Source organism: Lelliottia jeotgali (assembly GCF_977070485.1).
In genome coordinates, this window is record NZ_CDRVFO010000013.1 from 120,416 (window position 1) to 139,259 (window position 18,844).

The following is an 18,844-nucleotide window of genomic DNA, read 5'->3' on the forward strand; positions in this document are numbered from 1 at the left end:
ATCCCTGTGATTTACCAACGCTACTTCAGCGAAAGGTTCCAGGCGCCCGATGCAGCAGGGGCCGTGCGGCAATCCGTTGGCGCTGCAGGCTGTCGCAAGTGAATACCTGCGGTCTTTCGATCAGATAGCCCTGGGCGTAGTCCACGCCGATCTCCTGCAAGGCCTGCTCGATCAACGGAGTTTCAACGAACTCGGCAATGGTCCGTTTACCCATGACGTGGCCGATGTGATTGATGACTTCGACCATGGCCCGGTTGACCGGATCATCAAGCATATCTTTGACAAAACTTCCGTCGATCTTCAAGAAGTCGACGGGTAAATGTTTCAAATAAGCGAATGACGACATTCCGGCACAAAAGTCATCCAGCGAGAACTTGCAACCCAGCCCTTTCAATTCATTGATGAACCGGATGGCACTGCCGAGGTTGGCAATGGCACTGGTCTCGGTGATCTCGAAGCAGATCAGCCGTGGCGGAATCGAATATTCGACGAACAGGCGCTGCAGGTACTCCAGGAACTTGTCGTCACCGATACTCGAGCCCGACAGGTTGATGGCACACATCGACAGCGGGCCCTCGCGCCCCTCATCCAGGCACTGGCGAATGACCTGAAACACATTGCGCACCACCCAGCGGTCGATAGCGGTCATCAGGCCATAGCGCTCGGCCGCCGGGATGAAGCTGTCAGGCAGGATGGTGCGGCCGCTTTCGTCCTGCAGGCGCAACAGAATCTCGACATGCCCCTGCCCTTCAAGGGCGGTGAGTGCGGCGATTTCCTGGGCGTACAGGCAGAAGCGGTTCTCCTCCAGGGCGACGTGCAGGCGCTGTATCCAGGCCATTTCACCAAACCGCATCGACAGTTCACTGTCATCGGCATGGTAGACCTGGATGCGGTTACGGCCCTTCTCCTTGGCCATGTAGCACGCCATGTCCGCTGCCCGCAGGGAGGCTTCCAGCGTGGCCGGGGCTTGTGCCATGTGCACCAGGCCGATACTCACAGTGGTGACGAACGGCCTGCCTTTCCATACGAAGTGCAGGCTTTGCACCGCCTGGCGCAGGTTTTCGGCAATGCGCTCGGCCTGTTCGCCCGGGCAGTTTTCCAGCAGCACGCCAAACTCATCCCCCCCCAGCCGCGCCAGGGTATCGCCTTCGCGCAGCACCGATTGCAGCACGGCGCAGATGTGCCGCAGCAATTCGTCACCGGCGGCATGCCCACAGGTATCGTTGACCAGCTTGAACTGGTCGAGGTCAAGGAACATCAGCGAATGCCGCCCGCCCTGGCGCACCAGGTCGTTCAGTGCCTGCTCCAGGCGGTACTCGAATTCACGGCGGTTGGCCAGGCCGGTCAGCGCGTCATGGGTAGCCTGCCAAGACAGGTTGGCTATGTATTGGCGCTCCTGGGTCATGTCATGCAGCACCAGGACAATGCCAGCCACCTGCCCGTCACTGATGATGGGCGACCCCACCAGGTTGATCGCAACCGTGCTGCCATCCAGGCGCTGGATCAACCGTGCATGCTCGGCGCCCCCCTTGAGGCTGCCGCTGAGCACCTGTTCGAGCAGGGTGCTGCTGTCGTTCTGGGCCTGCTCGTCCACCAGGCTGAACAGTGCTGTCAACGGCAGCCCCAGGGCCTGGCCTGCCTGCCAATGGGTAAGCTGCTCGGCCGCCGGGTTCATGTAGCCGATGCTGCCATCGACATCGGTGGTGATCACAGCATCGCCAATCGCCTGCAGGGTAATCTGTGCGCGCTCCTTTTCTTCCTGCAGGGCGCTGGCGAAGGCCTGGCGCTGGGCCAGCAGTTTGCTCGAACGGCGCCAGGCAAAGGTGATGAGAAACAGTGCGGTGAGCAGGTTGGTGACCAACAACACCCGCAACAGCATGCGCGACCCTTCACCCAGGGCATCGCTGAAGGCTTTGGCCGCCGGTGTCACGCCTTCATTGATAGCGACGATGCGGGCGCGCCATTGGCTGACCTGGCGCGGCCCGACCTGGCCTTTGGCAAAACCCTCGCGCATCTCGTTGGCCAGCACATCCAGCTGGTTGAGGAAATCATCACCGACATTCCAGTAGGCGATCGCCGCCTGCACGTAGCTGATCTGGCTGAAATTGCGGTAGAACCAGATGATGCGGTCGACGTCGTCGGGGTGATTGCCGCCTTGCAGTACGGCTTGGCGCGCGACGTCAAGGTCTGGATCAGGCTGGTCGAGCACCTCGCGCATCTGCCGGTCACCGTGGGGCACAGTGATGACCTGGCGATAGCGCTGGTAGGTGCGCTCATCGCCAGTTTCGGCATACAGGTTCAGGTAATAGATAGCGTCTTTCTGGGCCTTGGACCACAGGCTTTCGCCGGCGACATAGGCACGCACAGCCGAAAGCGCGTAAAGGCTGAGGCTGCCCAGCAGGACCTGGAAGACTACAACGGCGACGAAGGGCCAGATGATACCCAGCAGCCTTGGCGCCTCTAGTGTGCGATGTCCCTTCATGAAGTCCCTGTCACAGAGCAGATAAGGCTCGAATCAACCCAGACAAGCTCAGCGTAGGCCATCTGCCATCTGTGTGGAGGGAATTTTGAGCTGCAAGCTGCAACCTGCAGCTGGATCAAGTCTGCTGCAGATGCCCGTACAGCTTGGCATACAAGCCGCCCTCGGCGATCAACTGCTGGTGCCCGCCATCCTCGGCTACGTGCCCGCCATCGAATACCAACACACGGTCGGCCTGCTTCACCGCCGAAAGGCGGTGGGCGATGATCAATGTGGTACGGCCACTGAGGAAACGCGCCAGAGCCTGGTGCAGGTTGTACTCAGTGGCGGCGTCCAGCGCTGAAGTGGCCTCGTCGAGGATCACCACCTTCGGCTCGGCCAGGACCATGCGGGCAATCGCCAGGCGCTGGCGCTGGCCGCCGGACAGGCGCACACCAGAGCGGCCAACCACGCTGTCCAGCCCTTGCGGCAAGGCGGCAATGGTGGCGTCCAGCTGGGCGATGCGCAGCGCCTGCCAGCAGGCATCGTCCGTGCAATCACGGCCCATGGTCAGGTTGGCGCGTACCGTGTCGTTGAACAGTGAGGGGTGCTGCAGCACCACTGCCACATTTTCACGCAAGGTCTCCAAGCCGATTTCCTGCAGGCTGGCACCGCCAAAACGGATAGTCCCGGCCTGGGCGCTGTACAGGCCCAGCAGCAACTGCACCAGGGTACTTTTGCCGCCGCCACTGGCGCCGACAATGGCGACTTTTTCGCCCGCAGCGATGGACAGATCCAGGTGCTCGAGCACCGGCTCGTCGGCATAGGCAAAGCGCAGGTCGCGCACCTCGATGCCAACCGTTTCACGGCCGGCGAACGGGTCGCGGGCAGCCGGGTATTGAGGCTCGTCAGCACGCGCCAGCAACTCGTTGAGCCGGCTCAAGGCCCCCCCGGCGGCGTAGTAGGCATATTGCAGGTTCAGCAACTGCTCGACCGGGCCGATCATGAACCACAGGTAGCTGAACACGGCCAGCATCTGCCCGATCGACAGGTCGGAAAACAGCACCGTGAGCATCGCCGCAGCACGGAAGATATCGATACCGAACTGGAACAGCAGGCCACTGGCACGGCCACTGGCATCGCTTTTCCATTGCGAATCCACGGCGTAATCACGCACTTCGCGGGCACGCAGGCCCAGGCGGCCGAGGAAGTAACCCTGGCGATTGCTGGCGCGGATTTCCTGGATGGCATCAAGGGTTTCGGCCAGCGCTTGGGTGAACCGCGAGGTGCTATCGTTTTCGAGCTTTTTAAGGTGTTTGACGCGCTTGCCCAACTGCACGGTGAAGTAGATCACCAACGGGTTGAACAACAGGATCAGCAAAGCCAGCTGCCAGTGCATCCAGATCAGGATCGCCGCCGTGCCGGTCAGGGTCAGCATGGCCACCAGGAAGCGGCTCAGGGTTTCGCCGACAAACTTGTCGAGGGTCTCCAAGTCGGTGACCAGGTGCGTGGTCACGGTGCCGCTGCCCAGGCTTTCGTACTCCTTGAGCGAGATACGCTTGAGCCGCTCGATCAGACGGATGCGCAGACGATAGACGATGTCTTTGGCAAGGCCGGCGAACAGCTTGGCCTGCACCACGTTGAACCCCAGCGCGGCCACGCGCAGGCACAGGGTAACGACCAGCATCAGGCCGATATACCCGGCCGCCACCTGCCAACCGCTGGGCAGCAGGTGGTTCATGAACTTCAAAGCGCCATCGCCGTGGCCCAGCAGCACTTCGTCCACCAGCAAGGGCAGCAACAGCGGAATCGGCACGCTGCAGCAGGCCGCCAGCACGGCCACCAGGTTGGCGGCCCAGAGGTGCTTCTTGTGGTGCAGTGCCAAGCGGCGTATTTGCGCCCAGCTCAGCCGGTCAGGCACAGCAGCTGGCTTCCCTGGCACCGGGTCGGGCGAGCCTGGCAGGTCAAGCACAGGCGGCCTGCTGTAGCCAGCGGCCAAGCAAGGGCTGCAGGCTTTGCAGTGGCTGGTAGCCGTTGGTCAACAGGGCGAGCTGGCCGTTGCGTTCAGCCAGCAGCGTTGGAAAACCGGCAATCCCCAGGTCCTGTACCCAGCTGAAATCGGCTGCAGTGGCAGCGCGCACTTCGGCACGCAGCAAGGCATCGGCAAAGGTTGCGCGATCGAACCCGGCCTGCTCGGCCAGCTCGACCAGCTGCGGCGCGGTGGTGACGTCCAGGCCCTGCTGGTAGAACCCACGCTGAATCAGCGCCAGCAGCGGCCAAACGCGCTCGGCGTCCAGTTCGCGGGCGGCCACCAGGGCGCGGCAGGCCGGCTCCGTGTCGTAGACGAAGCCATCGGGCATGGCACCTTCGAACGCGAACGGCTGCCCGGTGGCCTCGGCCACCGCCTGCCAGTGTTCGAGGATGTACTTGCGGGTCGAGGCGTCCAGCGGGCTGGCACCGCGACGCAACCCACCCGGTACCACCCGGGTGGCCACGCCCGCTTCACGCGCCTGGGCGATCAGGGCCTGGGCCACCGGTGCAAAACCCCAGCACCAGGAGCACATCGGGTCCATCACATAGAGCAGGCGGGCATTCATGCAATCAGGCCTCGGCTTTGTAGTTGTAACCGATCGGGTGCGGCAGGTTGCGGGCCTTGGCCAGCTCGATCTGCTTCTGCCGGTCGATGGCGCTGCGCCGGGTCTTTTCGCTCAGGCTGTCCCAGCAATGCGGGCAGCTCACGCCTGGCGAATAGTGCTCGGACGCGCGGTCCTGGGCGTTGACCGGGTGGCGGCAGGCATGGCACTGGTCGTACTCGCCTTCGGTCAGGTCATGGCGCACCGTGACGCGGTTGTCGAAGACAAAGCAGTCGCCGTCCCAAAGGCTTTCTTCCTGGGGTACTTCCTCGAAGTATTTCAGGATGCCGCCCTTAAGATGATAGACCGCCTCGAAGCCTTCACCGAGCATGTAGCTGGAGGCTTTTTCACAACGGATACCGCCGGTGCAGAACATGGCGACCTTCTTGTGCTTGCTGGGGTCGAAATTGGCCTTGATGTACTCGGGGAACTCGCGGAAGGTCTCGGTCTTGGGGTCGATTGCGCCCTTGAAGGTGCCGATGGCCACTTCGTAATCGTTGCGGGTGTCGATCAGCAGTACTTCCGGGTCGCTGATCAGCGCGTTCCAGTCTTTGGGCTCGACGTAGGTGCCAACGGCATTGTTCGGGTCCACGCCCGGCACGCCGAGGGTGACGATCTCTTTCTTGAGCTTGACCTTGGTGCGGTAGAACGGCTGCTCGTCGCAGTAGGATTCCTTGTGGTCGACATCGACCAGGCGCGGGTCGCTGCGCAGCCAGGCGAGCAGGCCATCGATGCCTTCGCGGGTGGCCGAAACCGTGCCGTTGATACCTTCGTTGGCCAGCAGCAGAGTGCCTTTGACGCCATTGTCGAGCATGGCCTTGAGCAAGGGCTCGCGCAGCTCTGCGTAGTCTTCAAGGGTGACGAACTTGTACAGCGCCGCCACGACGATCGGTTGGGTCATTGCGTTGAATCTCCAGGTGGTTGCCCTCGTAAGGGGCGGACCGGGTTTGACAAAAAGCTGGGGGGCGCTCTGCGCCCCTTTCGCGACACAAGGCCGCTCCTACAGGTGAATACATAACCCCTGTAGGAGCGGCCTTGTGTCGCGAAAGGGCCGCAAAGCGGCCCCCCCGGATGTTGCGAATTGTACCAGAACGACAAAAAGGATTCAGTGCTTGCCGCCACCTGCACACACCGGCGACGCGGGTGCAACACCCACCTTCGCCCACTCCTCGTTGGTATAGGTGTGGATGGCCAACGCATGGATCTGGCCCATCAGTTCACCCATGGTGGCGTACACCTTCTGGTGGCGCTTGACGCTGTTGAGCCCGGCAAACTGCTCGCTGACGATCACCGCCTTGTAGTGGGTTTCCTGGCCACGGCTGTGCATGTGGCTTTCGTTGAGCACTTCAAGGTGCTGCGGCGCCAGTGCGGCCAGCTGCTGCTCGATGCGTTGCTGCATGGTCATCGGGTGTTACTCACTTCTTGGCAGGGGCGGCGGCCTTGCCGGCGTTGGGGTCAAGCTCTTTGGTCATGTCTTCGAGCAGCTTGTTGACCACCGGTACTGCCGGTTCCAGGCTTTGCTGGGTCAGCTGGGCCGACTGCTGGGTGACCTTGGGCATCTGGCTGAGGACTTTCTTGCCCAGTGGCGACTGGTAGAACTTGACCAGGTCCTTGAGCTCCTGCTCGGTGAAGGTCTGGGTGTACAGGTCGACCATCTTCGGCTTGAGCTTGTTCCAGCCGATGGCGCTGTCCAGCGCGGCGTTGGCCTTGGCCTGGTAGCTCTCCAGCACCGACTGCTTGGTGGCCGGGGCTTTGGTCTGGGCGAAGCGCTGGGCGAACATCTGCTGGACCTGCATGTACACCGGGGTACCCAGCTTGTCAGCGTTGGCCAGGGTCAGGAATTTCTCGGCGGCAGCGTTGTGGCTGGCAGTGGCAGCGAGTACCTGGCCGCTGGCACAGGCCAGGGCGACGGCAGCACAGAGGGCACGGAGACGGGTCATTGCATATCCTTCAAGGAGGGGGAGGCGGTACCTCAGAGATGAGCATTCTGCTCCCGCCAGGGGGCAGCGCTCAAGTGGCACGACGAGCGATTGAACCGCTCGATCGCATGGGGGCCTAAACTGCTGATTCTGACTGACAAGGGAGTGAACGCAGCATGAGCCGTATCGAAACAGACAGCCTGGGCCCGGTCGAAGTTCCGGAGCACGCCTACTGGGGCGCACAGACCCAACGCTCGCTGATCAACTTTGCCATTGGCAAGGAACGCATGCCGCTCGCGGTGCTGCACGCTCTGGCGCTGATCAAGAAGGCCGCGGCCCGGGTCAACGACCGCAATGGCGACCTGCCAGCCGACATCGCCCGGCTGATCGAGCAGGCCGCCGACGAAGTGCTCGACGGCGAGCACGACGACCAGTTCCCGCTGGTGGTGTGGCAGACCGGCAGCGGCACGCAGAGCAACATGAACGTTAACGAGGTGATCGCGGGCAGGGCCAACGAGCTCGCCGGCAAAGGCCGCGGCGGCAAGGCGCCGGTGCACCCCAACGACCATGTCAACCGCTCGCAGAGCTCCAACGACTGCTTCCCTACCGCCATGCACATTGCCGCAGCGCAGGCGGTGCACGAGCAACTGCTACCGGCGATCGCCGAACTGTCTTCGGGGCTGGCCGAGCTGTCGGCGCGCCACCATAAACTGGTCAAGACTGGCCGCACGCACATGATGGACGCCACGCCCATCACCTTCGGCCAGGAGGTGTCGGCCTTCGTGGCCCAGCTCGACTACGCCCAGCGCGCCATCCGCGCCACCTTGCCAGCGGTATGCGAACTGGCCCAGGGGGGCACTGCCGTGGGCACCGGGCTCAATGCACCGCAGGGTTTCGCCGAAGCCATTGCTGCTGAACTGGCCGCCCTCTCCGGCCTGCCGTTCGTCACCGCGCCAAACAAGTTCGCTGCCTTGGCCGGCCACGAGCCGCTGACCAGCCTGGCGGGGGCGCTCAAGACCTTGGCGGTGGCCTTGATGAAAATCGCCAACGACCTGCGTTTGCTCGGCTCCGGCCCCCGCGCCGGCCTGGCCGAGGTGCGCCTGCCGGCCAACGAGCCGGGCAGCTCGATCATGCCGGGCAAGGTCAACCCGACCCAGTGCGAAGCGCTGTCGATGCTGGCCTGCCAGGTACTGGGCAATGACGCGGCCATCGGTTTCGCCGCCAGCCAGGGGCACCTGCAGTTGAATGTGTTCAAACCGGTAATCATCCACAACCTGCTGCAATCGATCGAGCTGCTAGCCGATGGTTGCCGCAACTTCCAGCAGCACTGCGTGGCCGGCATCGAGCCGGATGCCGAACAGATGGCGGCGCACCTGGAGCGCGGGCTGATGCTGGTGACCGCGCTCAACCCGCATATCGGCTATGACAAAGCGGCGGAGATTGCCAAGAAGGCCTACAGCGAGGGCAACACCCTGCGTGAGGCGGCGCTGGAATTGAAGTACCTGACCAATGAACAGTTCGATGAGTGGGTGCGGCCGGAAAACATGCTGGCACCGGGTGGCAAGGGCTGATTGATTGGCTGGTACTTATGGCCCTATCGCCGGCAAGCCGGCTCCCACCGGTACCCCACAGTCTTCAGGCTTGGTGGGAACCTGAGGGAGTGTCTTGCTCAACTTCTAAAAGCTGGCGCGATCCCTGTGGGAGCCGGCTTACCGGCGATGGGGCCGGAACAGGCTCTCAACCAACCTGAGCCAGGCGCGCCCTTCTCGCCCGCCATCCGGCCACCAGCGATGGCCCCAAGGCCACCAGCGTCGACCCCAGTACCACCGTCACTGCGCCCACATAGCCCAGGGCATTGATGTCTTCGGCCTGCACATATGCAGGCCACATCCAGGCCGCCAATGCCACCGCAACAAAGGTCACCAGCGGTGTCAGCGCCAGCGTGGCGCTCACCCGCGATGCCTCCCAGTGCGCCAGTGCCTCGGCAAAAGCACCATAGGCCACCAGCGTGTTCAGGCAGCAGGCCAGCAACAGCCAGCCTTGCAGGGGCGTCAACTGCAACGCCTCCAGAGGGTGCACCCAGGGTGTCAGCAGCGCGGCGCAGCTCAGGTAGATCACCATCATCACCTGTTGCGAATGCCACACCGTCAGCAGTTGCTTCTGGCTCAGGGCATAGAACACCCAGATGCTGGTGGCCAGCAGGATGGTCAGCACGCCCGTGGTGTAGGTGCCCAACGAGGTCAGCAGCTCTTCAAGGCGTTGATTGAAGAACAGGCCGAAGCCGGCAAGCAGCACCAGTAGCCCCAGGCCTTGGCCCAGGCTGAAGCGTTCCTTGAACACGAACACGCTTGCCACCAGCAGCAGCACCGGGCCGATCTGCACCACCAATTGCGCAGTGCCGGGGCTCAGCAGGTTGAGGCCGATCAGGTACAGCACGTAATTGCCCATCAGGCCGCACACGGCCACGGCCACCAGGCCTTTGCCTTTAGCGCCGAGCTTGCCGAAAGAAGGCAAACGGCGCTTGGCTGCCAGCCAGGCGAACAGCAGGCCGCCGGACACTAGCAGGCGGAACCAGGTGACGGTCACCGGGTCGACCACCTGCAGCACCTGCTTGAGTTTGATTGGCAGGATGCCCCAGAGCAGTGCGGTCAGAAGCGCCAGGGCCAGTCCATAGCTCCGGCGTCCGGATGTGATGTGCATAAAGTCCTCGGTCGAGCCCGTTGTGGGGTGCCTCGATTCTAAAGGCTTGCTACCTGCCAACGGGGGAAAAAGGCGGGAAAAGAATTCATCAGGTCATTCCCTTGAGGCATGGCGGCTGACTATTTTTTGTGTTTGGCAAACGCCGCTTCCAGGGCTTCATTGATGGTGCGCAACACTTTCACCCGCGCCCAACGCTTGTCATTGGCCTCAACCAGGGTCCATGGCGCGATCTCGGTGCTGGTGCGGTCGACCATGTCCCCCACTGCATCCACATACAGGTCCCACTTGTCGCGGTTGCGCCAGTCGTCCTCGGTGATCTTGTAGCGCTTGAACGGGATCTGCTCGCGCTCTTGAAAACGCTCCAGCTGGGTCTGCTGGTCGATCGCCAGCCAGAACTTGACCACTACCGCGCCGGCGTTCACCAGCTGTTCCTCGAAATCATTGATCTCGCCGTAAGCACGCATCCAGTCGGCCGGTGTGCAGAAGCCTTCGATGCGCTCCACCAGCACCCGGCCGTACCAGGAGCGGTCGAAGATGGTGAACTTGCCGCGTGCCGGAATGTGCCGCCAGAACCGCCACAGGTACGGCTGCGCACGCTCATCTTCGCTAGGGGCGGCGATCGGCACGATACGGTACTGGCGCGGGTCCAGCGCTACAGCCACACGGCGAATCGCCCCGCCCTTGCCTGCAGCATCATTACCCTCGAACACGGCCACCAGCGAGTGCCGGCGCATGTGCTTGTGGCGCAACAGGCCGGCCAGGCGAGCCTGCTCGGTCACCAGTTGTTCCTCGTAGTCCTGCTTGTCCAGGCGCAGTGTCATGTCCAACGCGCCAACCAGGCTGCGCTGATCGATGCTGCGGCCCAGTGGCGCGATGTTGCCCTGGTGCTTGCCTTTGGGGTTGACGGCCAACGCGGCCTGCAGGCTTTCCAGCAAGATGCGCCCTACGGCCAGGCTGCGGTAGTTGGGGTCGACACCTTCAACTACATGCCACGGTGCATAGTCACGGCTGGTACGGCGCAACACCCGCTCGCCAAAACGCACGAAACGGTCGTAGGTCTGCGACTGTTGCCAATCCAGCGGGCTGATGCGCCAGCTGTGCAAGGGGTCGTCCTTGAGCGACTTGAGCCGCGCTTTCATCTGTTTCTTGGACAGGTGGAACCAGAACTTGATGATCAGCGCACCTTCGTCGCAAAGCATCTGCTCCAGGCGCTCGGCGCCGGTGATTGCCTGGTCGAGCACCGCATCCTTGAACTGCCCGTGCACCCTGCCCTGCAGCATCTGGCTGTACCAGTTGCCGAAAAAAACGCCCATGCGCCCCTTTGGCGGCAGCGCCCGCCAGTAGCGCCAGGCGGGCGGGCGGGCCAGCTCTTCGTCGGTCTGCTGGTCGAAGGTGAGCACGTCGATCATGCGCGGGTCCATCCACTCGTTGAGCAGCTTGACCGTCTCACCCTTGCCGGCACCTTCGATGCCATTGATCAGCACGATCACCGGGAAGCGCGCCTGCTGCTTGAGTTCGTACTGGGCTTCGAGCAAAGCCTCGCGCAGCGCGGGCACTTCTGCCTCAAACGTATCGTCGTCGATGCTGTGACCAATTTCGGCGGATTCGAACATGCATTGGCTCCTTCAATGGATAAGCAAGATTAGCGGAATCCTGGCTGCAAGCGGCAAGCTTCAAGCTGCAAGAAAACGCGGGCCGTGCCACCATCTGCATTTTCTTGCAGCTTGCAGCTTGCCGCTTGCAGCTCCCCACCTCCAGCGAAACCAGCCATGCCCGCATCCACCCTCCTTCAGCATGCCCAGATCGACTGGGACGACCAGGGCCGCCCCCATTCGCGGCAATACGGCGATGTGTACTTCGCCATCAACGAGGGCATTGCCGAAACCCAGCATGTGTTCCTCGAACAAACCCGCCTGCGCCAGCGCTTCGCCAACCTGGCCCCCCACGGCTGCCTGGTGATCGGCGAAACCGGCTTTGGCACCGGCATGAATTTTTTCTGCGCCTGGCAGCTGTTCGCCGAAACAGCCCACGCCGACGCCCGTCTGCATTTCGTCAGCGTCGAGAAGTACCCACTGGGCCATGCCGACATGGCCAGGGCTATGCGCCTGTGGCCGGAGCTGGCTGCGTTCACCGAACCCTTTTTGCGCCAGTACGTCGCGGTGCACCAGGGCTTCCAGCAGTTCACCTTCGACCAGGGCCGAATCACCCTTACCCTGTTGATCGGCGATGTGCTGGAGCAGCTGCCGCAGCTGGACGCGCGTATCGACGTGTGGTTCCTCGACGGTTTTGCCCCGGCGAAGAACCCCGACATGTGGACACCCGAGCTGTTCACGCAACTGGCCAGGCTGTCCCATGCCGGCACCGCACTTGGCACCTTCACCACCACCGGCTGGGTTCGCCGCAGCTTGATCGAAGCCGGCTTCACCATGAAAAAGGTGCCTGGCATCGGCAAAAAGTGGGAGGTGATGAGCGGTGAGTACACCGGCCCGCCCAACGCCCCCATGTCGGCGCCCTGGTACGCGCGGCCAACTGCGCCTGAAGGCCCACGCGAGGCCCTGGTGATCGGCGCAGGGCTCGGCGGCAGTGCCAGCGCTGCCAGCCTGGCCGCACGCGGCTGGCAGGTAACGGTACTGGAGCGCCACGACGCAGCGGCCCGCGAAGCCTCCGGTAACCCCCAGGGCGTGCTGTACCTCAAGCTGTCCGCGCACGGCACGGCTTTGTCGCAGATGATCCTGTCCGGTTTCGGCTACACCCGGCGCCAGCTTGAACTACTGCAGCGCGGCCAGGACTGGGATGCGTGCGGGGTGTTGCAACTGGCCTTCGACAGCAAGGAAGCCGAACGCCAGGGCAGGCTCGCTGATGCCTTCGAGGGCAGCTTGCTGCGTGCCGTGCAGCGCAATGAAGCCGAAGCGATTGCCGGGGTCGGGCTGCCTGCCGGCGGGTTGTTCTACCCCGAAGGCGGCTGGGTGCACCCACCGGCACTGTGCAAGGCTCAACTGCAGCACCCGAACATTCGCCTGCTGGCCCATCACGATGTGCTCGATCTACGCAAGGCCGATGGCCTGTGGCAAGCCTGGGCCGGCGACCGGCTGCTGGCCAGCGCGCCAGTGGTGGTGCTGGCCGGGGCAGCTGATGTGAAGCGTTTCGAGCCTTGTGCGCAGCTGCCGCTCAAGCGCATTCGCGGGCAGATCACCCGCCTGCCGGTGACTGACGCCAGCCGGGCGCTGGCTACCGTGGTCTGCGCCGAGGGCTATGTGGCACCGCCCAGGGGTGAGGAGCACACGCTGGGGGCCAGCTTTGACTTCCATAGTGATGACCTGACGCCGACCGTGGCCGAACACCAGGGCAACCTGGCCATGCTGGATGAAATCTCCACCGACCTGGCCCGGCGCCTGGGTACCGCAGCGCTTGCCCCTGAGCAGTTGCAGGGGCGCGCAGCATTTCGCTGCACCAGCCCGGATTATTTGCCGATTGTGGGGCCGGTTGCCGACCCTGCAGCCTTTGCCGAGGCCTATGCCGTACTGGCCAAGGACGCGCGGCAGGTGCCCGAGGTGCCCTGCCCCTGGCTGGAGGGGCTGTATGTGAACAGCGGGCATGGGTCGCGGGGGCTGATCACGGCGCCGCTTTCGGGCGAGTTGATTGCGGCGTGGGTCAGTGGCGAGCCGTTGCCGCTGCCGCGGGCGGTGGCTGAGGCATGTCATCCGAACCGGTTTGGCTTGCGCAGGTTGATTCGGGGTAAATGAAAGGGGCTGCTGTGCAGCCCAATCGCCGGCAAGCCGGCCCACACGATCCGCAGCGCTGCTGAACCCTGTGGCAGCCGGCTTGCCGGCAATTGGCCGCATTACAAAGTGCTGCTTATAACGGATTGATCTAAAACTCTCACAAATCCACCAGGTCAGTTCCTTACAGGCGCCCTAATCCGGGGCGCTGATTCCCCAACGGAAAAACCGGTAAGGACCTATGTGCGGATTAGCAGGAGAGTTGCGTTTCACCCCCATCGACCAAGCCCCTCGCCCGGCGGACCTCGCCGCGGTAGAGCGCATGACCCATCACCTGGCGCCCCGTGGCCCCGACGCCTGGGGCTTCCATAGCCTGGGCCCGATCGCCCTGGGCCATCGCCGGCTGAAAATCATGGACCTGTCCGACGGCTCGGCTCAGCCCATGGTCGACAACACCCTGGGCCTGTCTTTGGCCTTCAACGGTGCCATCTACAACTTCCCCGAACTGCGCCAGGAGCTTCAGGACCTGGGCTACACCTTCTGGTCCGACGGCGACACCGAGGTGCTGCTCAAGGGCTACCACGCCTGGGGCGCGGCCTTGCTGCCCAAGCTCAACGGCATGTTCGCCCTGGCCATCTGGGAGCGCGACAACCAGCGCCTGTTCCTGGCCCGCGACCGCCTTGGCGTCAAGCCGCTGTACCTGTCGCGCAACGGCGAGCGCCTGCGCTTCGCCTCAACCCTGCCAGCGCTGCTAAAAGGTGGCGACATCGACCCGATGATCGACCCGGTAGCGCTCAACCACTACCTCAACTTCCACGCTGTGGTGCCGGCGCCACGCACCTTGCTGGCCAATGTGCAGAAGCTCGAACCCGGCACCTGGATGCGCGTCGACCGCCACGGTGAAGTCGAGCGCCAAACCTGGTGGCAGCTGCATTACGGCCCTAATCCGGACGAGCGCGACCTCGATCTGGAAGGCTGGACCACCCGTGTGCTCGATGCCACCCGTGATGCCGTCGGCATCCGCCAACGCGCCGCCGTGGACGTGGGTGTACTGCTGTCCGGCGGCGTCGATTCCAGCCTGTTGGTCGGCTTGCTGCGGGAAGTGGGCGTAGATGACCTGTCGACGTTCTCCATCGGCTTCGAGGATGCCGGCGGCGAGCGCGGCGACGAGTTCCAATACTCCGACCTGATCGCCAAGCATTACGGCACCCGCCATCACAAGCTGCGCATCGCCGAAAGCGAAATCATCGAGCAACTGCCGGCCGCGTTCCGTGCCATGAGCGAACCGATGGTCAGCCACGACTGCATCGCCTTCTACCTGCTGTCACGCGAGGTGGCCAAGCACTGCAAGGGCGTGCAGAGCGGCCAGGGTGCCGACGAGCTGTTTGCCGGCTACCACTGGTACCCGCAGGTGGACGGCGCCGAGGATGCCTTTGGCGCCTACCGAGATGCGTTCTTCGACCGCAGCCATGCCGAGTACCGCGACACCGTGCAAGCCCCGTGGCTGCTGGAGACCGACGTGGCCGGCGACTTCGTGCGCGAACACTTCGCCCGCCCGGGCGCGCCCGACGCGGTGGACAAGGCGCTGCGCCTGGATAGCACGGTGATGCTGGTCGACGACCCGGTCAAACGGGTCGACAACATGACCATGGCCTGGGGCCTGGAAGCCCGTACGCCGTTCCTGGACTACCGCCTGGTCGAGCTGTCGGCACGCATCCCGGCGCGCTTCAAGCTGCCCGATGGCGGCAAGCATGTGCTCAAGCAAGCCGCACGCCGGGTGATCCCCCATGAGGTGATCGACCGCAAGAAAGGCTACTTCCCGGTACCCGGCCTCAAGCACCTGCAAGGCGCCACCCTGGACTGGGTACGCGAACTGCTCACCGACCCCAGCCAGGACCGCGGGCTGTTCAACCCGACCATGGTAGACCGCCTGCTGAGCAACCCGCATGGCCAACTGACCCCGCTGCGCGGCTCCAAGCTGTGGCAGCTGGCGGCGCTGAACCTGTGGCTCAGCGAACAAGGAATCTGACCGATGAAAGCCCATGAAACCGCTTACGGTCAGCGCCTGCTGCGTGGCCAGGCGCCGTCCTACGAGCGCCTGCAGGCGCGCCTGGCCGGCGATGGCAGCGAGCCCCACGACCAGCCGCGTGCGCTGCACTGCGGCTGGGGTCGGCTGCTGATAGGCCACACCTACCCGGACCCGGCCAGCCTGGCCGAGGCGCTGCAGCAGGAACGTCCCGGCGAGCGCGACATCGCGCTGTATGTGGCGGCCCCTCAACAGCTGCTGGCGCAGGCACCGCAGCAGCTGTTCCTCGACCCGTCCGATACGCTGCGGCTGTGGTTCACCGACTACCGCCAGGCGCAACGGGTGTTTCGCGGTTTCCGCATCCGCCGCGCACAAAGCGCCAGCGACTGGCAGGCGATCAACACCCTTTACCAGGCACGCGGCATGCTCCCGGTGCAGCCAGACCTGCTGACGCCACGCCACCAGGGCGGGCCGGTGTACTGGCTGGCCGAGGATGAAGATAGCGGTGCGGTGATCGGCAGCGTCATGGGCCTGAACCACAGCAAGGCGTTCGATGACCCCGAGCACGGCAGCAGCCTGTGGTGCCTGGCCGTGGACCCGCATTGCACACGCCCTGGCGTGGGTGAGGTGCTGGTGCGCCACCTGGTCGAGCACTTCATGAGCCGCGGTCTGGCCTACCTGGACCTATCGGTGCTGCACGACAACCGCCAGGCCAAGCGGCTGTACGAGAAGCTCGGTTTCCGCAACCTGCCGACCTTCGCGGTCAAACGCAAGAACGGCATCAACCAGCAGTTGTTTCTGGGCCCCGGCCCTGAAGCGGGGCTGAACCCGTATGCGCGGATCATCGTCGATGAGGCCTACCGCCGTGGCATCGAGGTGCAGGTGGACGACGCCGCAGGCGGGCTGTTCACCCTCAGCCTCGGCGGGCGTCGGGTGCGTTGCCGCGAGTCGCTGAGCGACCTGACCAGCGCGGTCAGCATGACCCTCTGCCAGGACAAGCGCCTGACCCAGCAAACCTTGCACAATGCCGGCCTGCTGGTGCCGGTGCAGCAACTGGCCGGCAATGCCGACGACAACCTGGCGTTCCTCGACGATCACGGCGCGGTGGTGGTCAAACCGGTCGATGGTGAGCAGGGCCAAGGCGTGGCGGTGAACCTGACCACTTACGAGGAAGTCAGCCAAGCCATAGAACACGCCCGCCGTTTCGACAGCCGTGTGCTGCTGGAGAGCTTCCACCCGGGCCATGACCTGCGCATCGTGGTGATCGGCTTCGAGGTGGTTGCAGCGGCAGTTCGGCACCCGGCACAGGTGGTCGGCGACGGCAAACACAGCGTCCTTCAGTTGATCGAAGCCCAGAGCCGCCGCCGCCAGGCCGCTACGGGCGGTGAAAGCCGCATTCCGCTGGACGACGAGACCGAGCGCACCTTGCGTGATGCCGGTTTCGACTACACCAGCGTACTGCCTGCGGGTCAGCGCCTGGCCGTGCGCCGGACCGCCAACCTGCACACCGGCGGCACGCTGGAGGATGTTACCGAGCGCCTGCACCCGGTGCTGGCCGACGCCGCCGTGCGCGCTGCACGGGCGCTGGAAATTCCAGTGGTGGGCCTGGACCTGATGGTGCGTGATGCCGAACAGCCGGACTACGTGATCATCGAGGCCAATGAACGCGCCGGCTTGGCCAACCATGAACCGCAGCCAACGGCAGAGCGCTTTGTCGACCTGCTGTTCCCGCATAGCCGGGCGTTGGCGTGAATCCATGACGGCCCTATCGCCGGCAAGCCGGCTCCCATATGGACCGTGATGAGCCTTGCCGGCTCCTACATGGACCGTGATGAGCCTTGTGGGAGCCGGCTTGCCGGCGATAGGGCCCGCCAGAGCACAGCTTTACCCGAGGAGTACCCATGTCTGAACCATACCCCGAGCCGGACCTTGACTACCTCAAGCGCGTCCTGCTGGAGATGCTCGCCATCCCCAGCCCGACCGGCTTCACTGACACCATCGTGCGCTATGTCGCCGAACGCCTGGACGAACTGGGCATTCCCTTCGAGCTGACCCGCCGCGGCACCATCCGCGCCACCCTCAAGGGCCGGCAAAGCTCGCCCGACCGCGCCGTCTCGGCCCACCTGGACACCATCGGCGCCAGCGTGCGCCAATTGCAGGACAACGGCCGCCTGGCTTTGGCCCCGGTGGGGTGCTGGTCGAGCCGCTTCGCGGAGGGCAGCCGTGTCAGTGTATTCACCGATACCGGCGTGTTCCGCGGCAGCGTGCTGCCGCTGATGGCCAGCGGGCATGCTTTCAATACCGCCATCGACCAGATGCCCGTCAGTTGGGAACACGTCGAAGTGCGCCTGGACGCCTACTGTGCCACCCGCGCCGACTGCGAGTCCTTGGGGATTGCCATCGGCGACTTCGTGGCATTCGACCCACTGCCGGAGTTCACCGACAGCGGCCATATCAGTGCCCGCCATCTGGACGACAAAGCCGGCGTGGCAGCGCTGCTGGCTGCCCTCAAGGCAGTCGTGGAAAGTGGCCGCCAGCCGATGATCGACTGCCACCCGCTGTTCACCATCACCGAGGAAACCGGCTCAGGCTCTGCCGCTGCCCTGCCTTGGGACGTCAGCGAGTTCGTCGGCATCGACATCGCCCCGGTAGCACCTGGCCAGGCATCGAGCGAACACGCTGTCAGCGTGGCCATGCAGGACTCGTCGGGGCCCTACGACTACCACCTGTCGCGCCACTTGCTGAAACTGGCCGGCGACCAGGACCTGCCGGTGCGCCGTGACGTGTTCCGCTATTACTTCAGCGATGCCCATTCGGCGGTCACCGCCGGGCACGACATCCGCACGGCGCTGGTGGCATTCGGTTGCGATGCCACCCATGGTTACGAGCGCACCCACATCGACAGCCTGGCCGCGCTCAGCCGCCTGTTGTCGGGTTACCTGCTCAGCCCGCCGGTGTTCGCAAGCGATTCCAACCCGGCCAATGCCTCACTGGAGCGCTTCAGCCACCAGCTGGAGCACGATGCGCAGATGGAGAGCGATACCCGGGTGCCTGCGGTCGACAGCCTGGTGGGGAACAAGGAGTGAGCCGCAGCGGCCCGGTTTGGCGTAGCATGGGCGCATTCCTTTACCAAACTGAATGCCGCCCATGCTGATCCCCTACGAACACTTGCAAGCCGAAACCCTGACGCGCCTGATCGAGGACTTCGTCACCCGCGACGGCACCGACAATGGCGACGACACGCCGCTGGAAACTCGTGTGCTGCGGGTGCGGCAGGCGCTGGCCAAGGGCCAGGCGTTCATCCTGTTCGACCCGGAAAGCCAACAGTGCCAGCTGCTGGCCAAGCATGATGTGCCGCGCGAACTGCTCGACTGATCAGTACCGGCCTA

14 protein-coding genes are annotated in these 18,844 nt (G+C 64.0%); 6 read left to right on the top strand and 8 right to left on the bottom strand.

Features of this window, described 5'->3' with window-relative positions:
* Window positions 1–25 precede the first annotated feature (25 nt).
* The 6 genes from ACW4TB_RS19415 to ACW4TB_RS19440 all read right to left on the bottom strand — a co-directional run bounded on the left by ACW4TB_RS19415 (window position 26) and on the right by ACW4TB_RS19440 (window position 7,031).
* Complete coding sequence (locus ACW4TB_RS19415; protein ID WP_254467293.1) at window positions 26–2,482, bottom strand: EAL domain-containing protein; 2,457 nt, start codon at window positions 2,480–2,482, stop codon at window positions 26–28.
* A gap of 115 nt (window positions 2,483–2,597) precedes the next feature.
* Window positions 2,598–4,379 carry an ABC transporter ATP-binding protein gene (locus tag ACW4TB_RS19420; protein WP_455843053.1) on the bottom strand — a complete coding sequence of 594 codons (1,782 nt, stop codon included), beginning with the start codon at window positions 4,377–4,379 and terminating at the stop codon, window positions 2,598–2,600.
* Between the two features lie 43 nt (window positions 4,380–4,422).
* Window positions 4,423–5,055: a DsbA family protein gene (locus tag ACW4TB_RS19425; RefSeq protein WP_012313278.1), complete on the bottom strand. Its 633-nt coding sequence runs from the start codon at window positions 5,053–5,055 to the stop codon at window positions 4,423–4,425.
* Between the two features lie 4 nt (window positions 5,056–5,059).
* On the bottom strand, window positions 5,060–5,992 hold the full coding sequence (gene trhO, locus ACW4TB_RS19430; protein ID WP_254467292.1) for an oxygen-dependent tRNA uridine(34) hydroxylase TrhO: 933 nt from the start codon (window positions 5,990–5,992) through the stop codon (window positions 5,060–5,062).
* Between the two features lie 204 nt (window positions 5,993–6,196).
* On the bottom strand, window positions 6,197–6,496 hold the full coding sequence (locus tag ACW4TB_RS19435) for a BolA family protein (RefSeq protein ID WP_012313276.1): 300 nt from the start codon (window positions 6,494–6,496) through the stop codon (window positions 6,197–6,199).
* A gap of 10 nt (window positions 6,497–6,506) precedes the next feature.
* Window positions 6,507–7,031 (bottom strand): DUF2059 domain-containing protein, encoded by a 525-nt coding sequence (locus ACW4TB_RS19440; protein ID WP_039602789.1) that lies wholly within the window; start codon window positions 7,029–7,031, stop codon window positions 6,507–6,509.
* A gap of 155 nt (window positions 7,032–7,186) precedes the next feature.
* On the opposite strand from ACW4TB_RS19440, the gene ACW4TB_RS19445 reads away from it, so the two are divergent.
* The gene (locus ACW4TB_RS19445) at window positions 7,187–8,581 is read left to right on the top strand and encodes a class II fumarate hydratase (RefSeq protein ID WP_279931357.1); all 1,395 of its coding nucleotides are present in this window, start codon (window positions 7,187–7,189) and stop codon (window positions 8,579–8,581) included.
* 166 nt (window positions 8,582–8,747) lie between these two features.
* Here ACW4TB_RS19445 and ACW4TB_RS19450 read toward each other — a convergent pair whose 3' ends face one another.
* Together ACW4TB_RS19450 and pap are read right to left on the bottom strand one after the other, a co-directional pair.
* Entirely contained in the window at window positions 8,748–9,710 is a 963-nt protein-coding gene (locus ACW4TB_RS19450; RefSeq protein ID WP_012313273.1) for a DMT family transporter, read from the bottom strand.
* Window positions 9,711–9,829: 119 nt separating this feature from the next.
* Window positions 9,830–11,323 (bottom strand): polyphosphate:AMP phosphotransferase, encoded by a 1,494-nt coding sequence (gene pap, locus ACW4TB_RS19455; RefSeq protein ID WP_455828477.1) that lies wholly within the window; start codon window positions 11,321–11,323, stop codon window positions 9,830–9,832.
* Window positions 11,324–11,479: 156 nt separating this feature from the next.
* Between pap and mnmC the strand changes: the two genes are divergently transcribed.
* The 5 genes from mnmC to ACW4TB_RS19480 all read left to right on the top strand — a co-directional run bounded on the left by mnmC (window position 11,480) and on the right by ACW4TB_RS19480 (window position 18,830).
* Window positions 11,480–13,453: a bifunctional tRNA (5-methylaminomethyl-2-thiouridine)(34)-methyltransferase MnmD/FAD-dependent 5-carboxymethylaminomethyl-2-thiouridine(34) oxidoreductase MnmC gene (gene mnmC, locus ACW4TB_RS19460; protein ID WP_279931360.1), complete on the top strand. Its 1,974-nt coding sequence runs from the start codon at window positions 11,480–11,482 to the stop codon at window positions 13,451–13,453.
* A gap of 217 nt (window positions 13,454–13,670) precedes the next feature.
* Complete coding sequence (locus ACW4TB_RS19465; RefSeq protein ID WP_012313214.1) at window positions 13,671–15,458, top strand: N-acetylglutaminylglutamine amidotransferase; 1,788 nt, start codon at window positions 13,671–13,673, stop codon at window positions 15,456–15,458.
* A gap of 3 nt (window positions 15,459–15,461) precedes the next feature.
* Complete coding sequence (gene ngg, locus ACW4TB_RS19470; protein WP_012313213.1) at window positions 15,462–17,207, top strand: N-acetylglutaminylglutamine synthetase; 1,746 nt, start codon at window positions 15,462–15,464, stop codon at window positions 17,205–17,207.
* Between the two features lie 149 nt (window positions 17,208–17,356).
* Window positions 17,357–18,541 (top strand): osmoprotectant NAGGN system M42 family peptidase, encoded by a 1,185-nt coding sequence (locus tag ACW4TB_RS19475; RefSeq protein ID WP_279931364.1) that lies wholly within the window; start codon window positions 17,357–17,359, stop codon window positions 18,539–18,541.
* Between the two features lie 61 nt (window positions 18,542–18,602).
* Entirely contained in the window at window positions 18,603–18,830 is a 228-nt protein-coding gene (locus ACW4TB_RS19480; RefSeq protein ID WP_039603187.1) for a YheU family protein, read from the top strand.
* Window positions 18,831–18,844: the final 14 nt, after the last annotated feature.

What these genes read in the sequence shown, in the direction of transcription:
- ACW4TB_RS19415 (WP_254467293.1), bottom strand. Translation starts at nt 2,482, where the DNA reads ATGAAGGGACATCGCACACTAGAGGCGCCAAGGCTGCTGGGTATCATC.
- ACW4TB_RS19450 (WP_012313273.1), bottom strand. Translation starts at nt 9,710, where the DNA reads ATGCACATCACATCCGGACGCCGGAGCTATGGACTGGCCCTGGCGCTT.
- ACW4TB_RS19475 (WP_279931364.1), top strand. Translation starts at nt 17,357, where the DNA reads ATGTCTGAACCATACCCCGAGCCGGACCTTGACTACCTCAAGCGCGTC.
- ACW4TB_RS19465 (WP_012313214.1), top strand. Translation starts at nt 13,671, where the DNA reads ATGTGCGGATTAGCAGGAGAGTTGCGTTTCACCCCCATCGACCAAGCC.
- pap (WP_455828477.1), bottom strand. Translation starts at nt 11,323, where the DNA reads ATGTTCGAATCCGCCGAAATTGGTCACAGCATCGACGACGATACGTTT.
- ACW4TB_RS19445 (WP_279931357.1), top strand. Translation starts at nt 7,187, where the DNA reads ATGAGCCGTATCGAAACAGACAGCCTGGGCCCGGTCGAAGTTCCGGAG.
- ACW4TB_RS19480 (WP_039603187.1), top strand. Translation starts at nt 18,603, where the DNA reads ATGCTGATCCCCTACGAACACTTGCAAGCCGAAACCCTGACGCGCCTG.
- ngg (WP_012313213.1), top strand. Translation starts at nt 15,462, where the DNA reads ATGAAAGCCCATGAAACCGCTTACGGTCAGCGCCTGCTGCGTGGCCAG.
- ACW4TB_RS19435 (WP_012313276.1), bottom strand. Translation starts at nt 6,496, where the DNA reads ATGACCATGCAGCAACGCATCGAGCAGCAGCTGGCCGCACTGGCGCCG.
- mnmC (WP_279931360.1), top strand. Translation starts at nt 11,480, where the DNA reads ATGCCCGCATCCACCCTCCTTCAGCATGCCCAGATCGACTGGGACGAC.
- trhO (WP_254467292.1), bottom strand. Translation starts at nt 5,992, where the DNA reads ATGACCCAACCGATCGTCGTGGCGGCGCTGTACAAGTTCGTCACCCTT.
- ACW4TB_RS19425 (WP_012313278.1), bottom strand. Translation starts at nt 5,055, where the DNA reads ATGAATGCCCGCCTGCTCTATGTGATGGACCCGATGTGCTCCTGGTGC.
- ACW4TB_RS19440 (WP_039602789.1), bottom strand. Translation starts at nt 7,031, where the DNA reads ATGACCCGTCTCCGTGCCCTCTGTGCTGCCGTCGCCCTGGCCTGTGCC.